Annotated in this window: 18 protein-coding genes and 1 riboswitch; of the genes, 16 read left to right on the top strand and 2 right to left on the bottom strand. The window is 64.2% G+C overall.

All coding sequences use genetic code 11. From position 1 onward, the window contains the following. Positions 1-24: 24 nt before the first annotated feature. Positions 25-1812: an ABC transporter ATP-binding protein/permease gene (locus tag NTU39_RS24820; RefSeq protein ID WP_257958792.1), complete on the bottom strand. Its 1788-nt coding sequence runs from the start codon at positions 1810-1812 to the stop codon at positions 25-27. Positions 1813-2071: 259 nt separating this feature from the next. Beyond that, a riboswitch (TPP riboswitch) is annotated at positions 2072-2191 on the top strand. Positions 2192-2324: 133 nt separating this feature from the next. On the opposite strand from NTU39_RS24820, the gene NTU39_RS24815 reads away from it, so the two are divergent. The 4 genes from NTU39_RS24815 (at position 2325) to NTU39_RS24800 (ending at position 5807) form a co-directional block, all read left to right on the top strand. Further along, positions 2325-3482 carry an FAD-dependent oxidoreductase gene (locus NTU39_RS24815; protein WP_150666258.1) on the top strand — a complete coding sequence of 386 codons (1158 nt, stop codon included), beginning with the start codon at positions 2325-2327 and terminating at the stop codon, positions 3480-3482. A 16-nt stretch (positions 3483-3498) separates the two neighbouring features. Beyond that, positions 3499-3696, top strand: a complete 198-nt coding sequence (gene thiS / locus NTU39_RS24810) for a sulfur carrier protein ThiS (RefSeq protein ID WP_150666257.1) — start codon at positions 3499-3501, stop codon at positions 3694-3696. A gap of 1 nt (position 3697) precedes the next feature. After that, positions 3698-4543, top strand: a complete 846-nt coding sequence (locus NTU39_RS24805) for a thiazole synthase (RefSeq protein WP_150666256.1) — start codon at positions 3698-3700, stop codon at positions 4541-4543. Between the two features lie 61 nt (positions 4544-4604). Continuing rightward, positions 4605-5807, top strand: a complete 1203-nt coding sequence (locus tag NTU39_RS24800; protein WP_257958791.1) for a thiamine phosphate synthase — start codon at positions 4605-4607, stop codon at positions 5805-5807. Between the two features lie 25 nt (positions 5808-5832). On the opposite strand, the gene NTU39_RS24795 is transcribed toward NTU39_RS24800, so the two are convergent. Beyond that, the gene (locus NTU39_RS24795; protein WP_257958790.1) at positions 5833-6345 is read right to left on the bottom strand and encodes a GNAT family N-acetyltransferase; all 513 of its coding nucleotides are present in this window, start codon (positions 6343-6345) and stop codon (positions 5833-5835) included. 341 nt (positions 6346-6686) lie between these two features. Between NTU39_RS24795 and NTU39_RS24790 the strand changes: the two genes are divergently transcribed. The 12 genes from NTU39_RS24790 to hisD all read left to right on the top strand — a co-directional run bounded on the left by NTU39_RS24790 (position 6687) and on the right by hisD (position 16422). After that, positions 6687-7505 (top strand): ABC transporter ATP-binding protein, encoded by an 819-nt coding sequence (locus tag NTU39_RS24790; RefSeq protein WP_150666254.1) that lies wholly within the window; start codon positions 6687-6689, stop codon positions 7503-7505. After that, a complete protein-coding gene (gene mlaE, locus NTU39_RS24785) occupies positions 7502-8269 on the top strand; it encodes a lipid asymmetry maintenance ABC transporter permease subunit MlaE (protein ID WP_150666253.1) in 768 nt (255 codons plus the stop codon). The genes NTU39_RS24790 and mlaE overlap by 4 nt, the downstream gene beginning before the upstream one ends. Positions 8270-8322: 53 nt before the next feature. Continuing rightward, positions 8323-8862, top strand: a complete 540-nt coding sequence (gene mlaD / locus NTU39_RS24780) for an outer membrane lipid asymmetry maintenance protein MlaD (protein ID WP_150578325.1) — start codon at positions 8323-8325, stop codon at positions 8860-8862. Positions 8863-8868: 6 nt separating this feature from the next. Beyond that, the gene (locus NTU39_RS24775; protein WP_150666252.1) at positions 8869-9765 is read left to right on the top strand and encodes an MlaA family lipoprotein; all 897 of its coding nucleotides are present in this window, start codon (positions 8869-8871) and stop codon (positions 9763-9765) included. A 187-nt stretch (positions 9766-9952) separates the two neighbouring features. Then, entirely contained in the window at positions 9953-10573 is a 621-nt protein-coding gene (locus NTU39_RS24770; RefSeq protein ID WP_150666251.1) for an MlaC/ttg2D family ABC transporter substrate-binding protein, read from the top strand. Positions 10574-10577: 4 nt separating this feature from the next. Next, positions 10578-10835 carry an STAS domain-containing protein gene (locus tag NTU39_RS24765; protein ID WP_150666250.1) on the top strand — a complete coding sequence of 86 codons (258 nt, stop codon included), beginning with the start codon at positions 10578-10580 and terminating at the stop codon, positions 10833-10835. Between the two features lie 308 nt (positions 10836-11143). Next, positions 11144-12070: an ABC transporter ATP-binding protein gene (locus NTU39_RS24760; protein ID WP_150578367.1), complete on the top strand. Its 927-nt coding sequence runs from the start codon at positions 11144-11146 to the stop codon at positions 12068-12070. Further along, entirely contained in the window at positions 12067-12822 is a 756-nt protein-coding gene (locus NTU39_RS24755; protein WP_039393623.1) for an ABC transporter permease, read from the top strand. Before NTU39_RS24760 ends, NTU39_RS24755 begins: the two co-directional genes overlap by 4 nt. An 18-nt stretch (positions 12823-12840) precedes the next feature. Beyond that, positions 12841-13080, top strand: a complete 240-nt coding sequence (locus NTU39_RS24750; protein WP_039393621.1) for a BolA family protein — start codon at positions 12841-12843, stop codon at positions 13078-13080. Next, on the top strand, positions 13077-14417 hold the full coding sequence (gene murA, locus NTU39_RS24745; protein ID WP_257958788.1) for a UDP-N-acetylglucosamine 1-carboxyvinyltransferase: 1341 nt from the start codon (positions 13077-13079) through the stop codon (positions 14415-14417). Before NTU39_RS24750 ends, murA begins: the two co-directional genes overlap by 4 nt. Before the next feature lie 32 nt (positions 14418-14449). Beyond that, positions 14450-15103 (top strand): ATP phosphoribosyltransferase, encoded by a 654-nt coding sequence (gene hisG, locus NTU39_RS24740; protein WP_095178579.1) that lies wholly within the window; start codon positions 14450-14452, stop codon positions 15101-15103. Further along, complete coding sequence (gene hisD / locus NTU39_RS24735; RefSeq protein WP_150666248.1) at positions 15100-16422, top strand: histidinol dehydrogenase; 1323 nt, start codon at positions 15100-15102, stop codon at positions 16420-16422. The genes hisG and hisD overlap by 4 nt, the downstream gene beginning before the upstream one ends. The last annotated feature ends 87 nt before the right edge of the window (positions 16423-16509 follow it).

Raw genomic sequence — 16509 nt, 5'->3', positions numbered from 1 at the left:
CGCCCCTACGTCGTCACTATGCCGTCACCATGCCGCGCCGACTACCCGAGGCGGATCGATCTCAGTCGCCGCGTGCAACGTCATCGTGTGCTGATGGAAGCGGGCCAGCGTGTCGCGGTGGGCCACGCTGACGATGGCCGTGTCGGGCAGTTGCGCGTGCAGTGCGTCGTACACGGCTTCTTCGGTTTCGACATCGAGCGCGCTCGTCGCTTCGTCCAGAAACAGGAAGTCGGGCTTTTGCAGCAGTGCGCGCGCGGCCGCCAGTCGCTGTTGCTCGCCGCCGGAAAGACGTCGCGCCCAATGCGCCGAGGTCAGCAGGTCGTCGCCGTATTGTCCGAGGTTCACGGCGTTCAGGGCGTCGCGGCACTCGGCATCGGTGAACGTGTCGGGCGACGACGGGAACGCGAGTGCGGCCTTGAGCGTGTCGATGGGCAGATAGCTTTGCTGCGAGAGGAACAGCACGCGGGCGTTGGCGGGGACTTCGATGCGTCCGCTGCCGAACGGCCAGAGACCGGCAAGGGCGCGCAGCATGGTGCTCTTGCCGCAACCGGAGCGGCCGCGCACCAGCCAGCGCGAGCCGGGCGCGAAGGCGAACGACCCGGCGGCCGTAAGCGGCGCGCCGTTCGGTAGCGACAGCCGCAGGTCGGCGGCGGTGTAGGCAGGGGCGTCACTGGCCGTCACCACGGCGATGCCGCCCTGAGGGTGCGGTGTGGCGTCGATGACGCGTGTGAATTCGCGCAGACGGTTGATCGTTGCCTTCCAGTCGGCCAGCGTCGAAAAGCTATTCACGAACCAGGAGAAACCGTCGCTCACTTGCCCGAAGGCATCGATGATTCGCATCAGCACGCCCAGCGTGAACGCGCCTGCGAAGTAGCGGGGTGCTGCTGCCATGATCGGAAAGACGATGGCGATCTGCGCGTAGATCGAGTTCGCGAAGATCAGGCGTTTCGTCACGACCATGATCTGCCACCAGTTGTCGCGCACCGCGCCGAACGCCGACTTCAGACGCGATAACTCCGCGCCCTCGCCACGATAGAGCGCGACCTGCTCGGCCGATTCACGCAGTCGCACCAGCAGAAAACGAAAGTCGGCTTCGACCTGTTGCTGCCGGTAGCTGAGTCCGACGAGCGGGCGGCCGACTTTGAAGATCAGGAATGAACCGACGATGGCGTACAGCGCGGCGACCCACACCATGTAGCCTGGAATCGTCACGTTCATCCCCGCCAGCACGAAGGACACCGCGCCCGAGATCGTCCACAGAATCGTGATGAAGGAGAACAGCGAGACGAGCGTCGTCAACAAGTCGAGCGACAGCGCGAGCGACGAACTGACGAGCGTGCGGATGTCTTCCGAAATGCGCTGGTCGGGGTTGTCGGCGAGGTGATCGCGTTCGATGCGGTAGTAAGCGCGATGCGCGAACCACTTCGTGAGGTTCGCGTCCGTCACCCACTGACGCCAGCGGATCTCCAGCATCTGACGGAAGTAAGTGCGGAAGGTCGCAATGATGATGAAGCTGAACGCCAGCACCGCGAACTCTGCGAGCGACGACTTGAAGACCGGCCAGTTGCGCTTGTCGAGCGCGTCGTAAAAGCTGGCGTTCCACGCGTTGAGCCGCACGTTGATGAACACGACGGCGAGGTTCAGGGCGATCACGAGCGCGAGCAGGCGTCGACCCTCCCAGCGCTTCTCCGAGACCCAGTAGGGACGGATCAGTTGCCAGGCGGTGGGATGTTTGGGTGGTTTAGGCGGTGGTGCGGCGGTGTCGCCCGAGGGTTGCGGGGCGTGTGGCGTGTGGGTCGGCGTGTTGGCCATGATCGTCGGGCGGCGCGGCCGCAGTGGGGCAACGTTGTTATCTATACGTTTCGCACATATGGCCCATTTGACCGCAGTTCCCGATGGTGCGTTGCACGATTTACGGCCTGAGCCGCGCGTGACGGGGATTTTCAGTTTACGGACCGTTACAAGCGGCCGGAATCAGGGACGGGAGATCTCAAAAAACGAGACGCGACGAGCGTGCAATCGCCCGGGAAGCCTGCTTGCACGGGCGTTGGCATCTATGTTGTAATGGCTCCGGGCGAAACAGGGGTGCTCCGTAATTGGCGTAGTCACGTCAAAGAAGTCACGGGGCTGAGAGAGACCCTTTGCACCCGACCCGGGTAATACCGGCGTGGGAAGTTTCCGACTCCTCCATTGGGGTAAGGTGGCCATCACCGTTTCGTCCTTTTGCTTTCATGAGGAAAGGGCCCCATGCGTTGCCTTCCACAACATTCTTCGTATTCCCCTGAGTGCCTGCGCGCCGTGATGGCTTGCGCGGCAATGCGCGTATGAGCGCGACGGCTGCCATTTCCCCTTCGCGTTCGGCCGTGTCGCGTCCCGACATTGCCGTGCTGGGCGGCGGGCTGTCCGGCCGTCTGCTCGCGTGGCAACTGATTGGCGCCGGCGCGCGCGTGGCGCTTTACGAGCGGGGCGATGCCGATGGCTCGTCCGCCGCTGGCTGGGTCGCCGCCGCCATGCTCGCGCCGCTGGCCGAGGCCGCCGTGGCCGAGCCGAGCATCGTCGAGATGGGCGCGGTCGGACTTGAGCGCTGGCCTGCGCTGATCGACGGCCTTCCCGAACACGTCTTCTTCCAACGCAACGGCACGCTGGTCGTGTGGCATCAGCCCGACCGCGCCGAGGCCGTGATGTTCGACCGTCGCATGCGTGCGAATGCACCGCCCGAACTGCTGCGTGGCGGCGTCGAACGGATTTCGGGTGCACAACTGAAGGATGTGGAACCGGCGCTCGCCGGACGTTTCCAGGAAGGCTGGCTGCTGCCGAACGAAGGGCAACTGGATAACCGTCAGTTATTGCGTGCGCTGGCCGCAGGACTTGCGAAGGCGGGCGCGGACCTGCACTGGAACACCGAAATTGCCGAGGGCGAATATCCGGATGCCGGTCTGGTCATCGACTGTCGCGGACTGGGCGCACGCGAAGCGCTCACCCAGCTGCGCGGTGTGCGTGGCGAGGTGGTGCGCATTCACGCACCGGGAATCGGTCTGCGTCGCCCGGTGCGCCTGTTGCACCCGCGCTATCCGATCTACATCGCGCCCAAGGAAAACGATCTGTACGTGATCGGGGCGACCGAACTCGAATCGGAAGATATGTCGCCGATGACCGTGCGCTCGGCGCTCGAACTGCTCTCGGCGGCGCACTCGCTGAACCCGGCGTTCGGCGAGGCGCGCATCGTTGAGCTGAACGTCAATTGCCGCCCGGCGCTGCCCGACCATCTGCCGCGCGTGCAGTGGGACGGCGCACGGTTGCTGCGCGTGAACGGTCTGTACCGTCACGGCTATCTGCTCGCACCGGCGGTCACCGGCGAAGCGTGCGCGCTGGCGCAGGCATTGATGCAATCGAGGAGCGCGCCGTCGGGATCGGCGGACGCGTTCGACTGGGAGACGTGGCGAGCCAGCCGGCCGTGGCCGGAACTGTTTCGTCAGGCATGAGAGGAAGCGGTACGCAATGGACATCCATATCAATCAACAGATGCTGAGCGTGGCCGACACGGCGACGCTGGCCGAGGCGCTCGCCGCCTACGGCGCCAAGCCGCCTTTCGCGGCGGCAATCAACGGGCAATTCGTGCCCAAGACGCAATACGCCGCGCGCGCACTCGCGCAGGGCGACAAGATCGATGTCGTGCAACCGGTGGCCGGAGGCTGAAATGAACGCATTCACCGAATCGAACAACGTGGCCGCAAGCAGCACGCGTGATGCGCTCACGCTCTACGACACCCGCTTCGGCAGCCGCTTCCTGCTCGGCACGGCGCGTTATCCGTCGCTGCAAGCACTGAACGATTCCATCGACGCGGCGCGTCCGGGCATGGTGACGGTGGCATTGCGCCGTCAGCTCTCGGGCACCGGGGCGCAAGCATCGGAAGGTCATTTCTGGGACACGCTGCGCCGCCTTGCGGTGCCGGTGCTGCCCAATACGGCGGGTTGCCATTCAGTGCAGGAAGCGGTGACGACGGCGCAAATGGCGCGCGAAGTCTTCGAGACCGACTGGATCAAGCTCGAACTCATCGGCGACGACTACACGCTTCAGCCCGACCCGTTCGGTCTGGTGACGGCCGCCGAGCAACTGATTCGCGAGGGTTTCAAGGTCCTGCCGTACTGCACGGAAGATCTGGTGCTGTGCCGTCGACTGCTCGACGTCGGCTGTCAGGCGCTGATGCCGTGGGGTGCCCCGATCGGTACCGGCAAGGGCGTGATCAATCCGTACGGTCTGCGTCTGTTGCGCGACCGTCTGCCGGATACGCCGCTGATCGTCGACGCGGGCCTCGGTCTGCCGTCGCATGCCTGTCAGGTGATGGAGTGGGGCTACGACGGCGTGCTGCTCAATACCGCTGTCGCGCTTGCCGCGCAGCCGGTGGAGATGGCGGGTGCGTTCGCGGGAGCGATCAAGGCGGGACGCGCCGCATGGCTCGCGGGTCCGATGGCCGAGCGCGAGAGCGCCGAAGCCAGCACCCCGGTCGTGGGCGTGCCGTTCTGGCATCAGTCCGGTAGCTGACCCTTCCCGATTTCATGACCCACGGCCGCGCGAAGCGGGGCCGGATCAACAAGGATTTTTCATGACGACGCATGCTCGCGCCGCCGGGGCTGTGCCTATGCTGCACGTGCAATGCCTGCCCACCGACGCACCGCTCGCGGTGGCCTGGCAGCAGGCCGCCGACGCGATCCGCGCGCGCCTCGCACCGTGGCCGGACGAGTCGACATCGCCGCAATGGCGCCTGCACGCCGAGACACCGGTTAGTGCTGGGCAGGGCGATGTCGTCTGGTTGCCGCTCGTGCCTGAGCATGGACTGGGCACGGCGGCGTCCGTCCGCCTGGACGCGTGGCGCGCGAATGGCGCGGTCGTGCTTTGCTCGCATGCCCTCGCGCAGGGGCACGTGGAAGACACGCTGTACACGCCGGATGGCGTCTATCGTGTGGTGGGCGTCGACGATCCTGCATTCTTTCCTGCATTTGCCGCGTTTTTGGACTGCGGTTTCGCACCGCACGACGCGTTGGTGCTCGGCCGCGCATGGCGCACGAACGGCAGTCACGCGAGTACGGAAGACGTCGACACGCTGGGCGCATGGCCGACCGTGCTTGAGACGTTTCCCGCTGTGCTCGGTCAAGTGCCGTCGCCGGGGCGCTTTCCGGCGTGCCCGACGCGACTGGGTCTCTACCCGGTGCTGCCCGACGCCGATTGGTGCGAGCGGATGGCCGATCTTCAGGTCGGGACGGTTCAGTTGCGCATCAAGGACCCGGCGCATCCGGGGCTGCGCAGCGAGATCGAGCGCACGGTGGCGGCGGGTCGCCGAGTGACGCACGACAGCGCGTGGTTCATCAACGATCACTGGCGTGAGGCGGCGCAGGCCGCCGCCTACGGCGTGCATCTCGGTCAGGAAGACATGGCGGCGCTCTCGGCCGACGAAGTCGCGACGCTGCACGCGAGCGGCATGCGGCTGGGCATCAGCACGCACGGCTATTACGAGATTCTCGCGGCGCATCACTTCCGTCCAAGCTATCTGGCCGTCGGCGCAGTGTTTCCGACGACGACCAAGGTCATCGCCACCGCTCCGCAAGGGCTGGCGAAGCTGGCGCGTTACGTGAGGCTCATCGCGCCGCATTACCCGCTGGTGGCGATTGGCGGCATCGACGCGGCCAACCTGCCGCAGGTGCTCGAGACTGGCGTAGGATGCACGGCCGTCGTGCGCGCCGTGACGGAAGCGGAGGACGTGGCCGCAGCCGTGCGTTCGATGCAGAAGGAATTCGCGCGACGGCCGTGAGTTTGCTGTGCGCCGTTGGCGGTGGTTACAGTTCGCGCGTCATGAAGACTGCGCCATCGCCATAGCCCGCCAGTTTGGCGGCGATCTGCGGCGAGACGTCCACTGTGACCTGATACCCGAAGCGGGCCCAGAACCCCTGCGATTGCTGCACGGCCACCAATGCCGAGGCGCGCAGGCCGAGCGATTGCGCCGCCGACAACGCGGCGGCATAAAGCAGACCGGCCACGCCGGCGCCACGCGTGCGCGGCGCAAGCGCCATGTCGTGCACGTACCAGCAATCGGGGGCGTCCGGCAGCGCGTCGAGGACGGTGTCCAGCGGCGGCGGTGCGGTGAGATGCCAGGGGTGCGTGAACAGATAGCCCGCGATGCCTGCGTCCGTCGGCCCGGCCGGCTCAGCATCTGACGCATCCACCGCCACCCAGCAGGTCTGCGGCGATAACGCCAGACGCGAGGCGAGGGTGGCTTCCGATTCCAGCATCAGGTGGCCATATGCGAGGGCCTGCACCGTCAGCACGTGGGGAAGGTCGCCGGGTTGCATCGGACGAATCCGAAAGTCCGATGTCGCCGTAGACTGCGGCGCGACGGGGCGGAAAGTAGGAGGGGTAGCGGAGGACATCCCGAGGAACGATGACGAGGGCGAAACGTCGTATTGTAGCAACGGCGCAACACCGGCACGGGGCCAGAAGACGATAAGTCCTTGGTGGCGTTGGGTTTTTGCGGCGTTGCGGCTATTGGAACGTTATCGCAGCAATACGTCCGGGGCCTGTAGAATCCCGCGGGGCAGCGCCATTCCTTGCTTTCGCCGACCCGGCGTGGACGGCATCGATTGGTAAACCCCCCTATAATTGGCGTTTTGCGCCGCACTATAAGACCCGAAACGTGCCTACCCCGAATCCGGAAAATCTGCTCGAACTGCGCGACGTCAGCTTTGGTTATGGCGAACGTCTGGTGCTTTCGGGGCTGAATATGCGGTTTCCCCGCGGCAAGGTCATTGCGGTCATGGGGGGCTCCGGCTGCGGTAAAACGACCGTGCTGCGTCTGATCGGCGGTCTCGTGCACGCCAGTAAAGGTCAGGTCGATTTCGACGGGACCGATGTTTCCACGCTCGACCGCGACGGCTGGTACCGCTTGCGTCGCCGCATGGGCATGCTGTTCCAGTTCGGCGCGCTGTTTACCGACATGACCGTGTTCGAAAACGTGGCGTTTCCGCTGCGCGAACACACCCGTCTCGACGAAGACCTGATCCGTGACCTCGTGCTGATGAAGCTCAATGCTGTGGGCTTGCGTGGCGCACGCGACATGAAGCCTGCCGAGATCTCCGGCGGGATGGCACGCCGTGTGGCACTCGCCCGCACGATTGCGCTCGATCCGGACCTCGTCATGTACGACGAGCCGTTCACGGGTCTGGACCCGATCTCGATGGGGATTACGGCGAATCTGATCCGTAAGCTCAACGATGCGCTGGGCGCGACGTCGATCATCGTCTCGCACGATGTCGCCGAGACGTTCGCCATCGCCGACTACATCTACTTCATCAGCGAAGGCCGTATCGCCGCGGAGGGCGCGCCGGACGCGCTGCGCGCCTCGAACGACCCGACGGTGCGCCAGTTCATCGACGCCCAGCCGGACGGCCCCGTGAAATTCCAGTATCCCGCGCCGCCGCTCGCGGAAGACTTCGGTATCGGAGCGCGTGCATGATTACCACCATTGGCAGTTTTGTTCGCGGCCACGTCGAGCGCCTGGGTTACGGTGCGCGCATGTTCCTGCGCATGCTCGGATCGAGCGCCGCGCTGCTGCGCCGTCCGCGTCTGGTGACGGACCAGATTCACTTCGTCGGCAACTATTCGTTCGTTATCATCGCCGTCTCGGGCCTGTTCGTCGGTTTCGTGCTCGGCTTGCAAGGCTATTACACGCTCAACAAGTACGGCTCGGAGCAAGCGCTCGGTCTGCTCGTGGCGCTGTCGCTGGTGCGTGAGCTAGGACCGGTCGTCACGGCACTGCTGTTCGCCGGGCGTGCGGGCACGTCGCTCACCGCCGAGATCGGTCTGATGAAGGCGGGCGAGCAACTGACCGCCATGGAGATGATGGCGATCGATCCGATCGCGCGCGTGGTCGCACCGCGATTCTGGGCGGGCGTGATCGCCATGCCGATCCTCGCGGCGATCTTCTCTGCGGTCGGTATTTTCGGCGGTTACCTCGTCGGCGTCGAGATGATCGGCGTGGATTCCGGTGCGTTCTGGTCGCAGATGCAAGGCGGCGTGGACGTATGGGCGGACGTCGCGAACGGCGTCATCAAGAGCATCGTGTTCGGCATTGCCGTCACCTTCATCGCGCTGTATCAGGGCTTCGAAGCACAGCCGACGCCGGAAGGCGTGTCGCGTGCAACGACGCGTACGGTCGTGCAGGCATCGCTGGCCGTGCTCGGCCTCGACTTCCTGCTTACGGCACTCATGTTCAGCTAAGAGGCCGGCTCGCCTGCCAAGACATAGACAGACAGTTTGCGCACACTGACACAATGAAAAAACACCCTCTCGACTTCTGGGTCGGCCTGTTCGTGGTACTCGGCTTTGCCGCCCTCCTGTTCCTCGCGCTCAAAGCGGGCAACATGAGCTCGCTGTCGTTCTCGAATACTTATCCGGTCACGGTGCGGTTCGACAACATCGGCGGTCTCAAGCCGCGTGCGGCGGTCAAGAGCGCTGGCGTGGTGGTGGGGCGCGTGGCGTCGATCAAGTTCGACGACAAGCGTTATCTGGCCGACGTCACGCTCAATCTGGATTCGCAGTACCAGTTCCCGAAGGACTCGTCGGCGAAGATTCTGACGTCGGGCCTGCTCGGCGAGCAATACATCGGACTTGAGCCGGGGGGTGATGATCAGATGCTCAAGGGCGGTGATACGATCACGCTCACGCAGTCTGCCATCGTGCTGGAAAACCTGATTGGCCAGTTCCTGTACAACAAGGCAGCAGATGCCGGCGGCGCCCAGGCGGGCGGCGCATCGGCAGCACCGGCGGCAGCGCCGGCGGCTGGGGCAGCACCGGTAACCCAAGGAAAATAAGAGAAAATGACCAGCTTCCGTACTTCGGCAGTGTTGGCCGCTGGCGCGTTGGCGCTGGCAGGCTGTGCCACTGTCACGAACCCCAACCCCGCTGACCCCATCGAAGGTTTCAACCGTTCGATGTACAAGTTCAACGACACGCTCGACAAGGCCGTGCTCGTGCCCGTGGCAAAGGGCTACCGTTTCACCGTGCCGGAACCGGCGCGTGACATGGTCACGAACTTCTTCTCGAACGTTGGCGACGTGTACAACGTCGCCAACAACCTGCTTCAGTTGGACATCACGGCCGCCGCGCAGGATCTGATGCGCCTGACGATCAACACCTTCTTCGGTGTCGGTGGTCTGTTCGACTTCGCCACGCCGGCGGGCCTGCCCAAGCATAGCCAGGATTTCGGCGTGACGCTGGGCAAGTGGGGTATTCCTGCAGGCCCATACCTCGTGCTGCCGCTGCTCGGCCCGAGCACGGTGCGCGACGGCGTCGGCATGGCCGGTAACATGTTCATCGACCCGACGTCGTATATCAAGCCGGACTGGATCAGCTACTCGCTGTATGGTGTGCGTCTCGTGAATACGCGCGCCAACCTGCTCGACGCGTCGAACCTGCTCGAAGCCGCCGCGCTCGATCCGTACTCGTTCACGCGCGACGCGTATCTTGCACGTCGCAAGTATCTGGTGAACGGCGGGGCGACGAGCGATACGTCGCTGCCGAATTACGAAGATGAAGACGGTGCAGGTGCTGCAGCGGCCGGTGGCGCTGGCGCACAGCCGATGCCCGCCGCCCAACCGGCCTCTGGCGCAAGTGCTCCGGCACCCGCCTCAGGTGCGCATGCCGAACCGGACGCGCCGCAAGGCTCGCCCGTGCCGGGCAAGATGGTGCCGGGCGGTTTGCCCTTCCGTCGCTAATCGTCATCGATCGTCGACGACTGTCGTCGACTGTTGTTGAAACGGAGCCCGGCGCGCTATCCAGGCGATAGTCGCGTCGTCTCCGAGCAACAGTTTGTTACACGACACTCCCGGCAATCCGAGAACTCCAGACGCCGCGCGGGTATCCAAACCCGCAACACTCGTCACTCGAAAGAGGAAGTCCACAATGAAGAAGTTCTGGCTCATTCCCGTCATGGCTTTCATGACGTACACCGCCGCTGGCTCGGCCATGGCGCAAGCGCAGTCCCCGGATGCGCTCGTTAAGCAGACCGTGAACGAAGTGATGGCTGCGGCCAAGAGCGATCCCAACATCCAGAAGGGCGACATGACCAGCATCACGCGTCTGGTCGAGCAGAAGATCATGCCGCACGCCGATTTCACCAAGACGACGCAACTGGCGAGCGGCGCTGCATGGCGTCAGGCCACGCCCGAGCAGAAAAAGCAGTTGACGGAACAGTTCAAGACGCTGCTGCTGCGTACGTATGCCGGTGCCATTGCCCAGATTCGCGACCAGCAGGTCGAATACAAGCCGTTCCGCGGTCAGCCGAGCGATACCGATGCCGTGGTGTACACGAGCGTTGTCAACAACGGTCAACCGATCGAGCTCGATTACCGTCTTTACAAGACGGCGAGCGGCGAATGGAAGCTGTATGACCTGAACGTGCTGGGCGCGTGGCTGGTTCAGACGTACCGCAATCAGTTTGCCGAGAAGGTGAATCAATCTGGCGTCGATGGCCTGATCCAGTTCCTGACGCAACGTAACCAGCAACTCGCAGGCGGCAAGTAAGCCCATGCTCGCGTTGCAAACCGACCTGACTCACGACACTGCCGGCGACGTCCTCGCGCGGGCCATCGATCGCATTGACGCGGGCGAGACCCAGATCGACTGCGCCGGGCTCACGCATTTCGACTCGTCGGCGCTCGCGGTGCTGCTGGCTTTGCGCCGTCACGCGAGTCGGCGCGGTGCGACGTTGGCGTTCACTAACTTGCCGACAGGGCTGGCCAGTCTTGCGCTGGTGTACGGCGTCGACCATCTGCTCTCGAGCTGATTCGTCCGGCCGGACTGCCGCCCTTTCGAAGAAGCGCCGTCACGTGACGGCGCTTTTTTTATGGCTGGGCGCAGGGCGGCGCAGGCCATAAGCCTTCGGTGCCGCGCCGCTGGTGCGTTACCGAGGTTACAGACCGGTTAAGGCGGGCGCGAGCACGGCCGCCACCAGCTTCCTTTATAATCAGGGGTTTTCTGCCGACTTTTGGGCAGTGACCCCCGTCCGGGCCCCGGCACCGCCATTCTGGTGGGTGCAATCCCCCGACCCGGAAAACAATAATGGCGTACCCGCGAAGACGGGTGCGTGCAGTCATGGCCGCCATCGAAATCCGTAACGTCAAAAAACGCTATGAAGCGTTGCAGGCGCTCAAGGGCGTCAGCTTCTCGATCGAGGAAGGCGAATTCTTCGGTCTGCTCGGCCCCAACGGCGCGGGCAAGACCACGCTGATCAGCATTCTTGCGGGCCTCGCGCGCGCGGATTCGGGCAACATCAGTGTGCTCGGTCACGATGTGGTGCGCGATTACCGCGACGCCCGCCGCAAGCTCGGCGTGGTGCCGCAGGAACTCGTCTTCGATCCGTTCTTCTCCGTGCGCGAGACGCTGCGTATTCAGTCCGGCTACTTCGGACTCAAGCGCAACGACGACTGGATCGACGAAGTGATGGCTAACCTCGATCTGACTGACAAGGCGGACGCGAACATGCGTCAGCTCTCGGGCGGCATGAAGCGACGCGTGCTGGTGGCGCAGGCGCTGGTGCATCGCCCGCCGGTGATCGTACTCGACGAGCCGACCGCCGGGGTCGACGTCGAACTGCGTCAGACGCTCTGGAAGTTCATCTCGCGTCTGAACCGCGAAGGTCACACGATCGTGCTGACCACTCACTATCTTGAAGAAGCGGAAGCGCTGTGCGACCGCATCGCCATGCTCAAGCGCGGCGAAGTCGTGGCGCTGGAGCGTACGGCGTCGTTGTTGCAGCGCTTTGCGGGCACGCGTCTCGTGCTGCGCTTCAAGCAGGGCACGTTACCGGCCGAGCTGCGTCCGTTGCTGGTCGACGGTCAGGACACGAACGGCCATCAGTTCGCGCTGCGCCTGTCGGGCTGCGACGAAGTGGAATCCATTCTCGCCACCTGCCGTGCGGCAGGCGGCATCGTCGAAGACATCGACATTCAGAAGGCCGACCTCGAGGACGTATTCGTGCAGATCATGTCGGGTTCGCGCGCGCAGGAGGTGGCAGCATGACCGGCTTCAGCACGTTGTTCTACAAGGAAGTGCTGCGCTTCTGGAAGGTGAGTTTCCAGACCGTGGCCGCACCGGTGCTCACTGCGTTGCTGTATCTGATGATCTTCGGCCACGTGCTCGAAGACCGCGTGAAGGTCTACGATCAGATCAACTACACGTCGTTCCTCGTGCCGGGACTGGTGATGATGAGCGTGTTGCAGAACGCGTTCGCCAATAGCTCGTCGTCGCTGATTCAGTCGAAGATTACGGGCAACCTCGTGTTCGTGCTGCTGCCGCCGCTCTCCCATTGGGAGATGTATGGCGCGTACGTGCTGGCGGCTGTCGTGCGCGGGCTGGCGGTCGGGCTGGGCGTTTTCCTCGTGACGGTCGCGTTCACGCATCTGACATTTGCCGCACCGCTGTGGATTTTGGGCTTCGCCTTCTTCGGCGCGGCAATCCTCGGTACGCTGGGATTAATTGCGGGCATCTGGGCCGAGAAATTCGACCAGCTCGCTGCCTTCCAGAACTTCCTGATCATGCCTGCGACGTTCCTCGCGGGCGTGTTCTATTCGATCCAGTCGCTGCCGCCGCTGTGGCAGGCCGTCTCGCACTTCAACCCGTTCTTCTACATGATCGACGGGTTCCGTTACGGCTTCTTCGGCGTGTCCGATGTGGCCCCGACGACGAGTCTCGCCGTCGTCGGCGTGACTTTCCTGATACTCGCAACCGTGGCGCTGAATCTGCTGCGCCGTGGCTACAAACTGCGTCACTGAACTTCTCCAGGATCAGCCATGCTGCCTACCCCCGAACAAATCAAGCAGTACATCGAAGCCGGTCTGGCTTGCGATCACGTGGCCGTCGAAGGTGACGGTCAGCACTTCTTCGCGACCATCGTCAGCGCGCAGTTCGAAGGCAAGCGCCTCATTGCGCGCCATCAACTCGTGTACGGCGCGCTGGGCGACCGCATGAAGGCCGAAATCCATGCGCTCTCGATGAAGACGCTCACGCCGGCGGAGTATCAGGCGCAATGAGGATTACGCAAGAAAGCGCTGGCGCTGCCGGCAACGGCGAGGTTCTCGCTGGCGAGCGTGTGGCCGCAGACCACCTGGAAATCGAAGGCGGCGAGCGGCTGGAAGGCGAGATTACCGTCTCGGGTGCCAAGAACGCGGCGCTGCCCATTCTGTGTGCCAGCCTGTTGACGGCTGAGCCGCTTGTGCTGGGCAACGTCCCGGATCTGCACGACGTGCGCACCATGCTGACGCTGCTCGCGCGCATGGGCGTGAAGGTCGAGCGCAACGGCGAGTCGGTGACGCTGGACGCGTCGCAGATTACCGAGCCGGCCGCACCGTACGAGCTGGTGAAGACCATGCGCGCATCGATTCTGGTGCTCGGCCCGCTGCTCGCCCGTTGCGGCGAGGCGCGCGTGTCGCTGCCGGGCGGATGCGCCATCGGTGCGCGACCCGTCGATCAGCACATCAAGGGCCTGCAAAAGATGGGTGCCGAGATCACGCTGACGCATGGCGACATCGTGGCGCAGGCCTCACGTCTGCGCGGCGAAACGCTGGTGACGGACATGATCACGGTGACGGGCACCGAAAACCTGCTCATGGCGGCCACGCTGGCCGACGGTGTGACCGTGCTGGCCAACGCCGCACGCGAGCCGGAAGTGACCGATCTGGCCCATCTGCTCGTGAAGATGGGCGCGAAGATCGACGGCATCGGAACGGATCGTCTGGTGGTGACGGGCGTTGCGCGCTTGCATGGTGCAACGCACGATGTCGTGCCGGATCGTATCGAAGCTGGCACGTTCCTCTGTGCGGCTGTGGCCACGCGCGGCGACATTACGCTGCGCCGCGTGGTGCCGGGTACGCTCGACGCCGTCATCGAAAAATTGCGTGAGACCGGCGCGAATGTGACCGGCGGTGCGGATTGGCTGCGTGTGCAGATGGATCGTCGCGCGCAGGCCGTGAGTTTCCGGACGTCGGAATATCCGGCGTTCCCGACCGATATGCAGGCGCAGTTCATGGCGCTGAACTGCATTGCGCAGGGTGCGTCGCAGGTCGTTGAAACGATCTTCGAGAACCGCTTCATGCATGTGCAGGAATTGATGCGTCTGGGCGCAAATATCGGCATCGAAGGCAACACGGCGCGGATTTCCGGCGTGGATCGTCTGTCGGGCGCGCATGTGATGGCGACCGATCTGCGTGCGTCCGCCAGTCTGATCGTCGCGGGTCTGACGGCCGAAGGCCGCACCCTCGTCGACCGCATTCATCACCTCGATCGCGGCTATCATCGTATCGAGGCCAAGTTGTGCGCCGTGGGCGCGCGAATCCGGCGTGTCGAAGCATGCCAGGGAGAGATTGCATGAGTACCGTGAAGTCGGCCAAGCCGGCCCAGCCGCTGGCCCAACCGCTTACGCTGGCGCTCTCGAAAGGGCGTATCTTTACGGAGACGCTGCCGTTGCTTGCAGCGGCCGGTATCGAGGTGACGGAAGATCCCGAAACCTCGCGCAAGCTGATCCTGCCGACGACCGATCCGAATCTGCGCGTGATCATCGTGCGCGCGACGGACGTGCCGACGTATGTCCAATACGGTGCCGCCGACTTCGGCGTGGCCGGTAAGGACGTGCTCATCGAACACGGCGGTGGCGGCCTTTATCAGCCGATCGATTTGAACATTGCGCGTTGCCGCATGTCTGTGGCTGTACCGAAGGGTTTCGACTACGCGAATGCCGTACGTCAGGGCGCACGTCTGCGTGTGGCGACCAAGTACGTGCAGACCGCGCGCGAACACTTCGCGGCCAAGGGCGTGCACGTCGACCTGATCAAGCTGTACGGCTCGATGGAGCTGGGCCCGCTCGTGGGTCTGGCCGACGCGATTGTCGATCTGGTGAGCACCGGCGGCACGCTACGGGCCAATAATCTGGTGGAAGTGGAGGAGATCATGGATATCTCGTCCCGCCTCGTGATCAACCAGGCTGCGCTCAAATTGAAGCGTGAGTCTTTGCAGCCTATTCTGGATGCCTTCGAGCAGGCGTCCCGGCAAACAGCATGAAACTCGATATTCGCAAACTCGATTCGTCCGCTGAAGGATTCGCCGCGCAGTTGCGCGACGTTCTGGCGTTCGAAGCGAGCGAAGACGCCGCCATCGACCGTGCGGCCGCCGAAATTCTCGCCGACGTGAAAGCGCGCGGCGACGCTGCCGTCATCGAATACACCAACAAGTTCGATCGTCTCAGCGCCTCCGATATGGGCGCGCTGGAGCTGTCTGCCGACGTGATGGCGGCGGCGCTCGAAGGGCTTGAGCCGAAGCGTCGCGCTGCCCTCGAAGCAGCGGCTGCGCGTGTGCGTGCCTATCACGAGAAGCAGCGCATCGAATGCGGCAGCCATAGCTGGCAATACACCGAGTCGGATGGCACGGTACTGGGTCAGAAGGTGACGCCGCTCGATCGCGTCGGCATCTACGTGCCGGGCGGCAAGGCGGCGTATCCGTCGTCGGTGCTGATGAACGCGATTCCGGCGCGTGTGGCCGGTGTCAAGGAAATCGTCATGGTGGTGCCCACGCCGGACGGCGTGCAGAACCCGTTGGTGCTGGCGGCGGCGCACATCGCCGGTGTGGACCGCGTGTTCACTATCGGTGGCGCACAGGCGGTCGGCGCGCTGGCGTATGGCACCGAGTCGGTGCCGGCTGTCGACAAGATCGTCGGCCCGGGCAATGCCTTTGTGGCGGCGGCCAAGCGTCGCGTGTTCGGCACCGTCGGCATCGACATGATCGCCGGTCCGTCGGAAATCCTCGTGATCTGCGACGGTACGACCGATCCCGACTGGGTGGCGATGGACCTGTTCTCGCAGGCCGAGCATGACGAACTCGCTCAGTCCATCCTGCTGTGCCCGGACGCCGAGTACATCGCGCGTGTGTACGCGTCGCTGGAGCGTCAGATCGACGACATGCCGCGCCGTGAGGTGATCGCAGCGTCCCTGCAAGGCCGTGGTGCGCTGATCAAGGTGCGCGATACGGCCGAAGCGTGCGAGATCGCCAACGTGATCGCGCCGGAGCACCTGGAAATCTCGGCGGAGACGCCGCAGCAGTGGGGCGACAAGATCCGTCACGCCGGTGCGATCTTCCTCGGCAAGTTCACGAGCGAAAGCCTCGGCGACTACTGCGCCGGTCCGAACCACGTGCTGCCGACCTCGCGCACCGCGCGTTTTTCGTCGCCGCTCGGGGTGTACGACTTCATCAAGCGTTCGAGCCTCATCGAAGTGAGCGAGGGCGGCGCCCGCATGCTCGGCGAGATCGCGGCCGAACTGGCATACGGCGAAGGCCTGCAAGCGCACGCGCGCAGCGCCGAATACCGTTTGCATCACGAGTCCTGACATGCGCGACGACGCCCTGCGGCCCGCGTATTGTCCTTCGACGCCGGCCACTGTCCGGCGTCGGACCCGCGCAAACGCTGTTTCCAA

It is taken from the genome of Pandoraea commovens, assembly GCF_024704525.1.
GTDB classification, from domain to species: domain Bacteria; phylum Pseudomonadota; class Gammaproteobacteria; order Burkholderiales; family Burkholderiaceae; genus Pandoraea; species Pandoraea commovens.
Note: the sequence above shows the minus strand (reverse complement) of the source record. Positions and strands in the feature narration are given on the sequence as shown.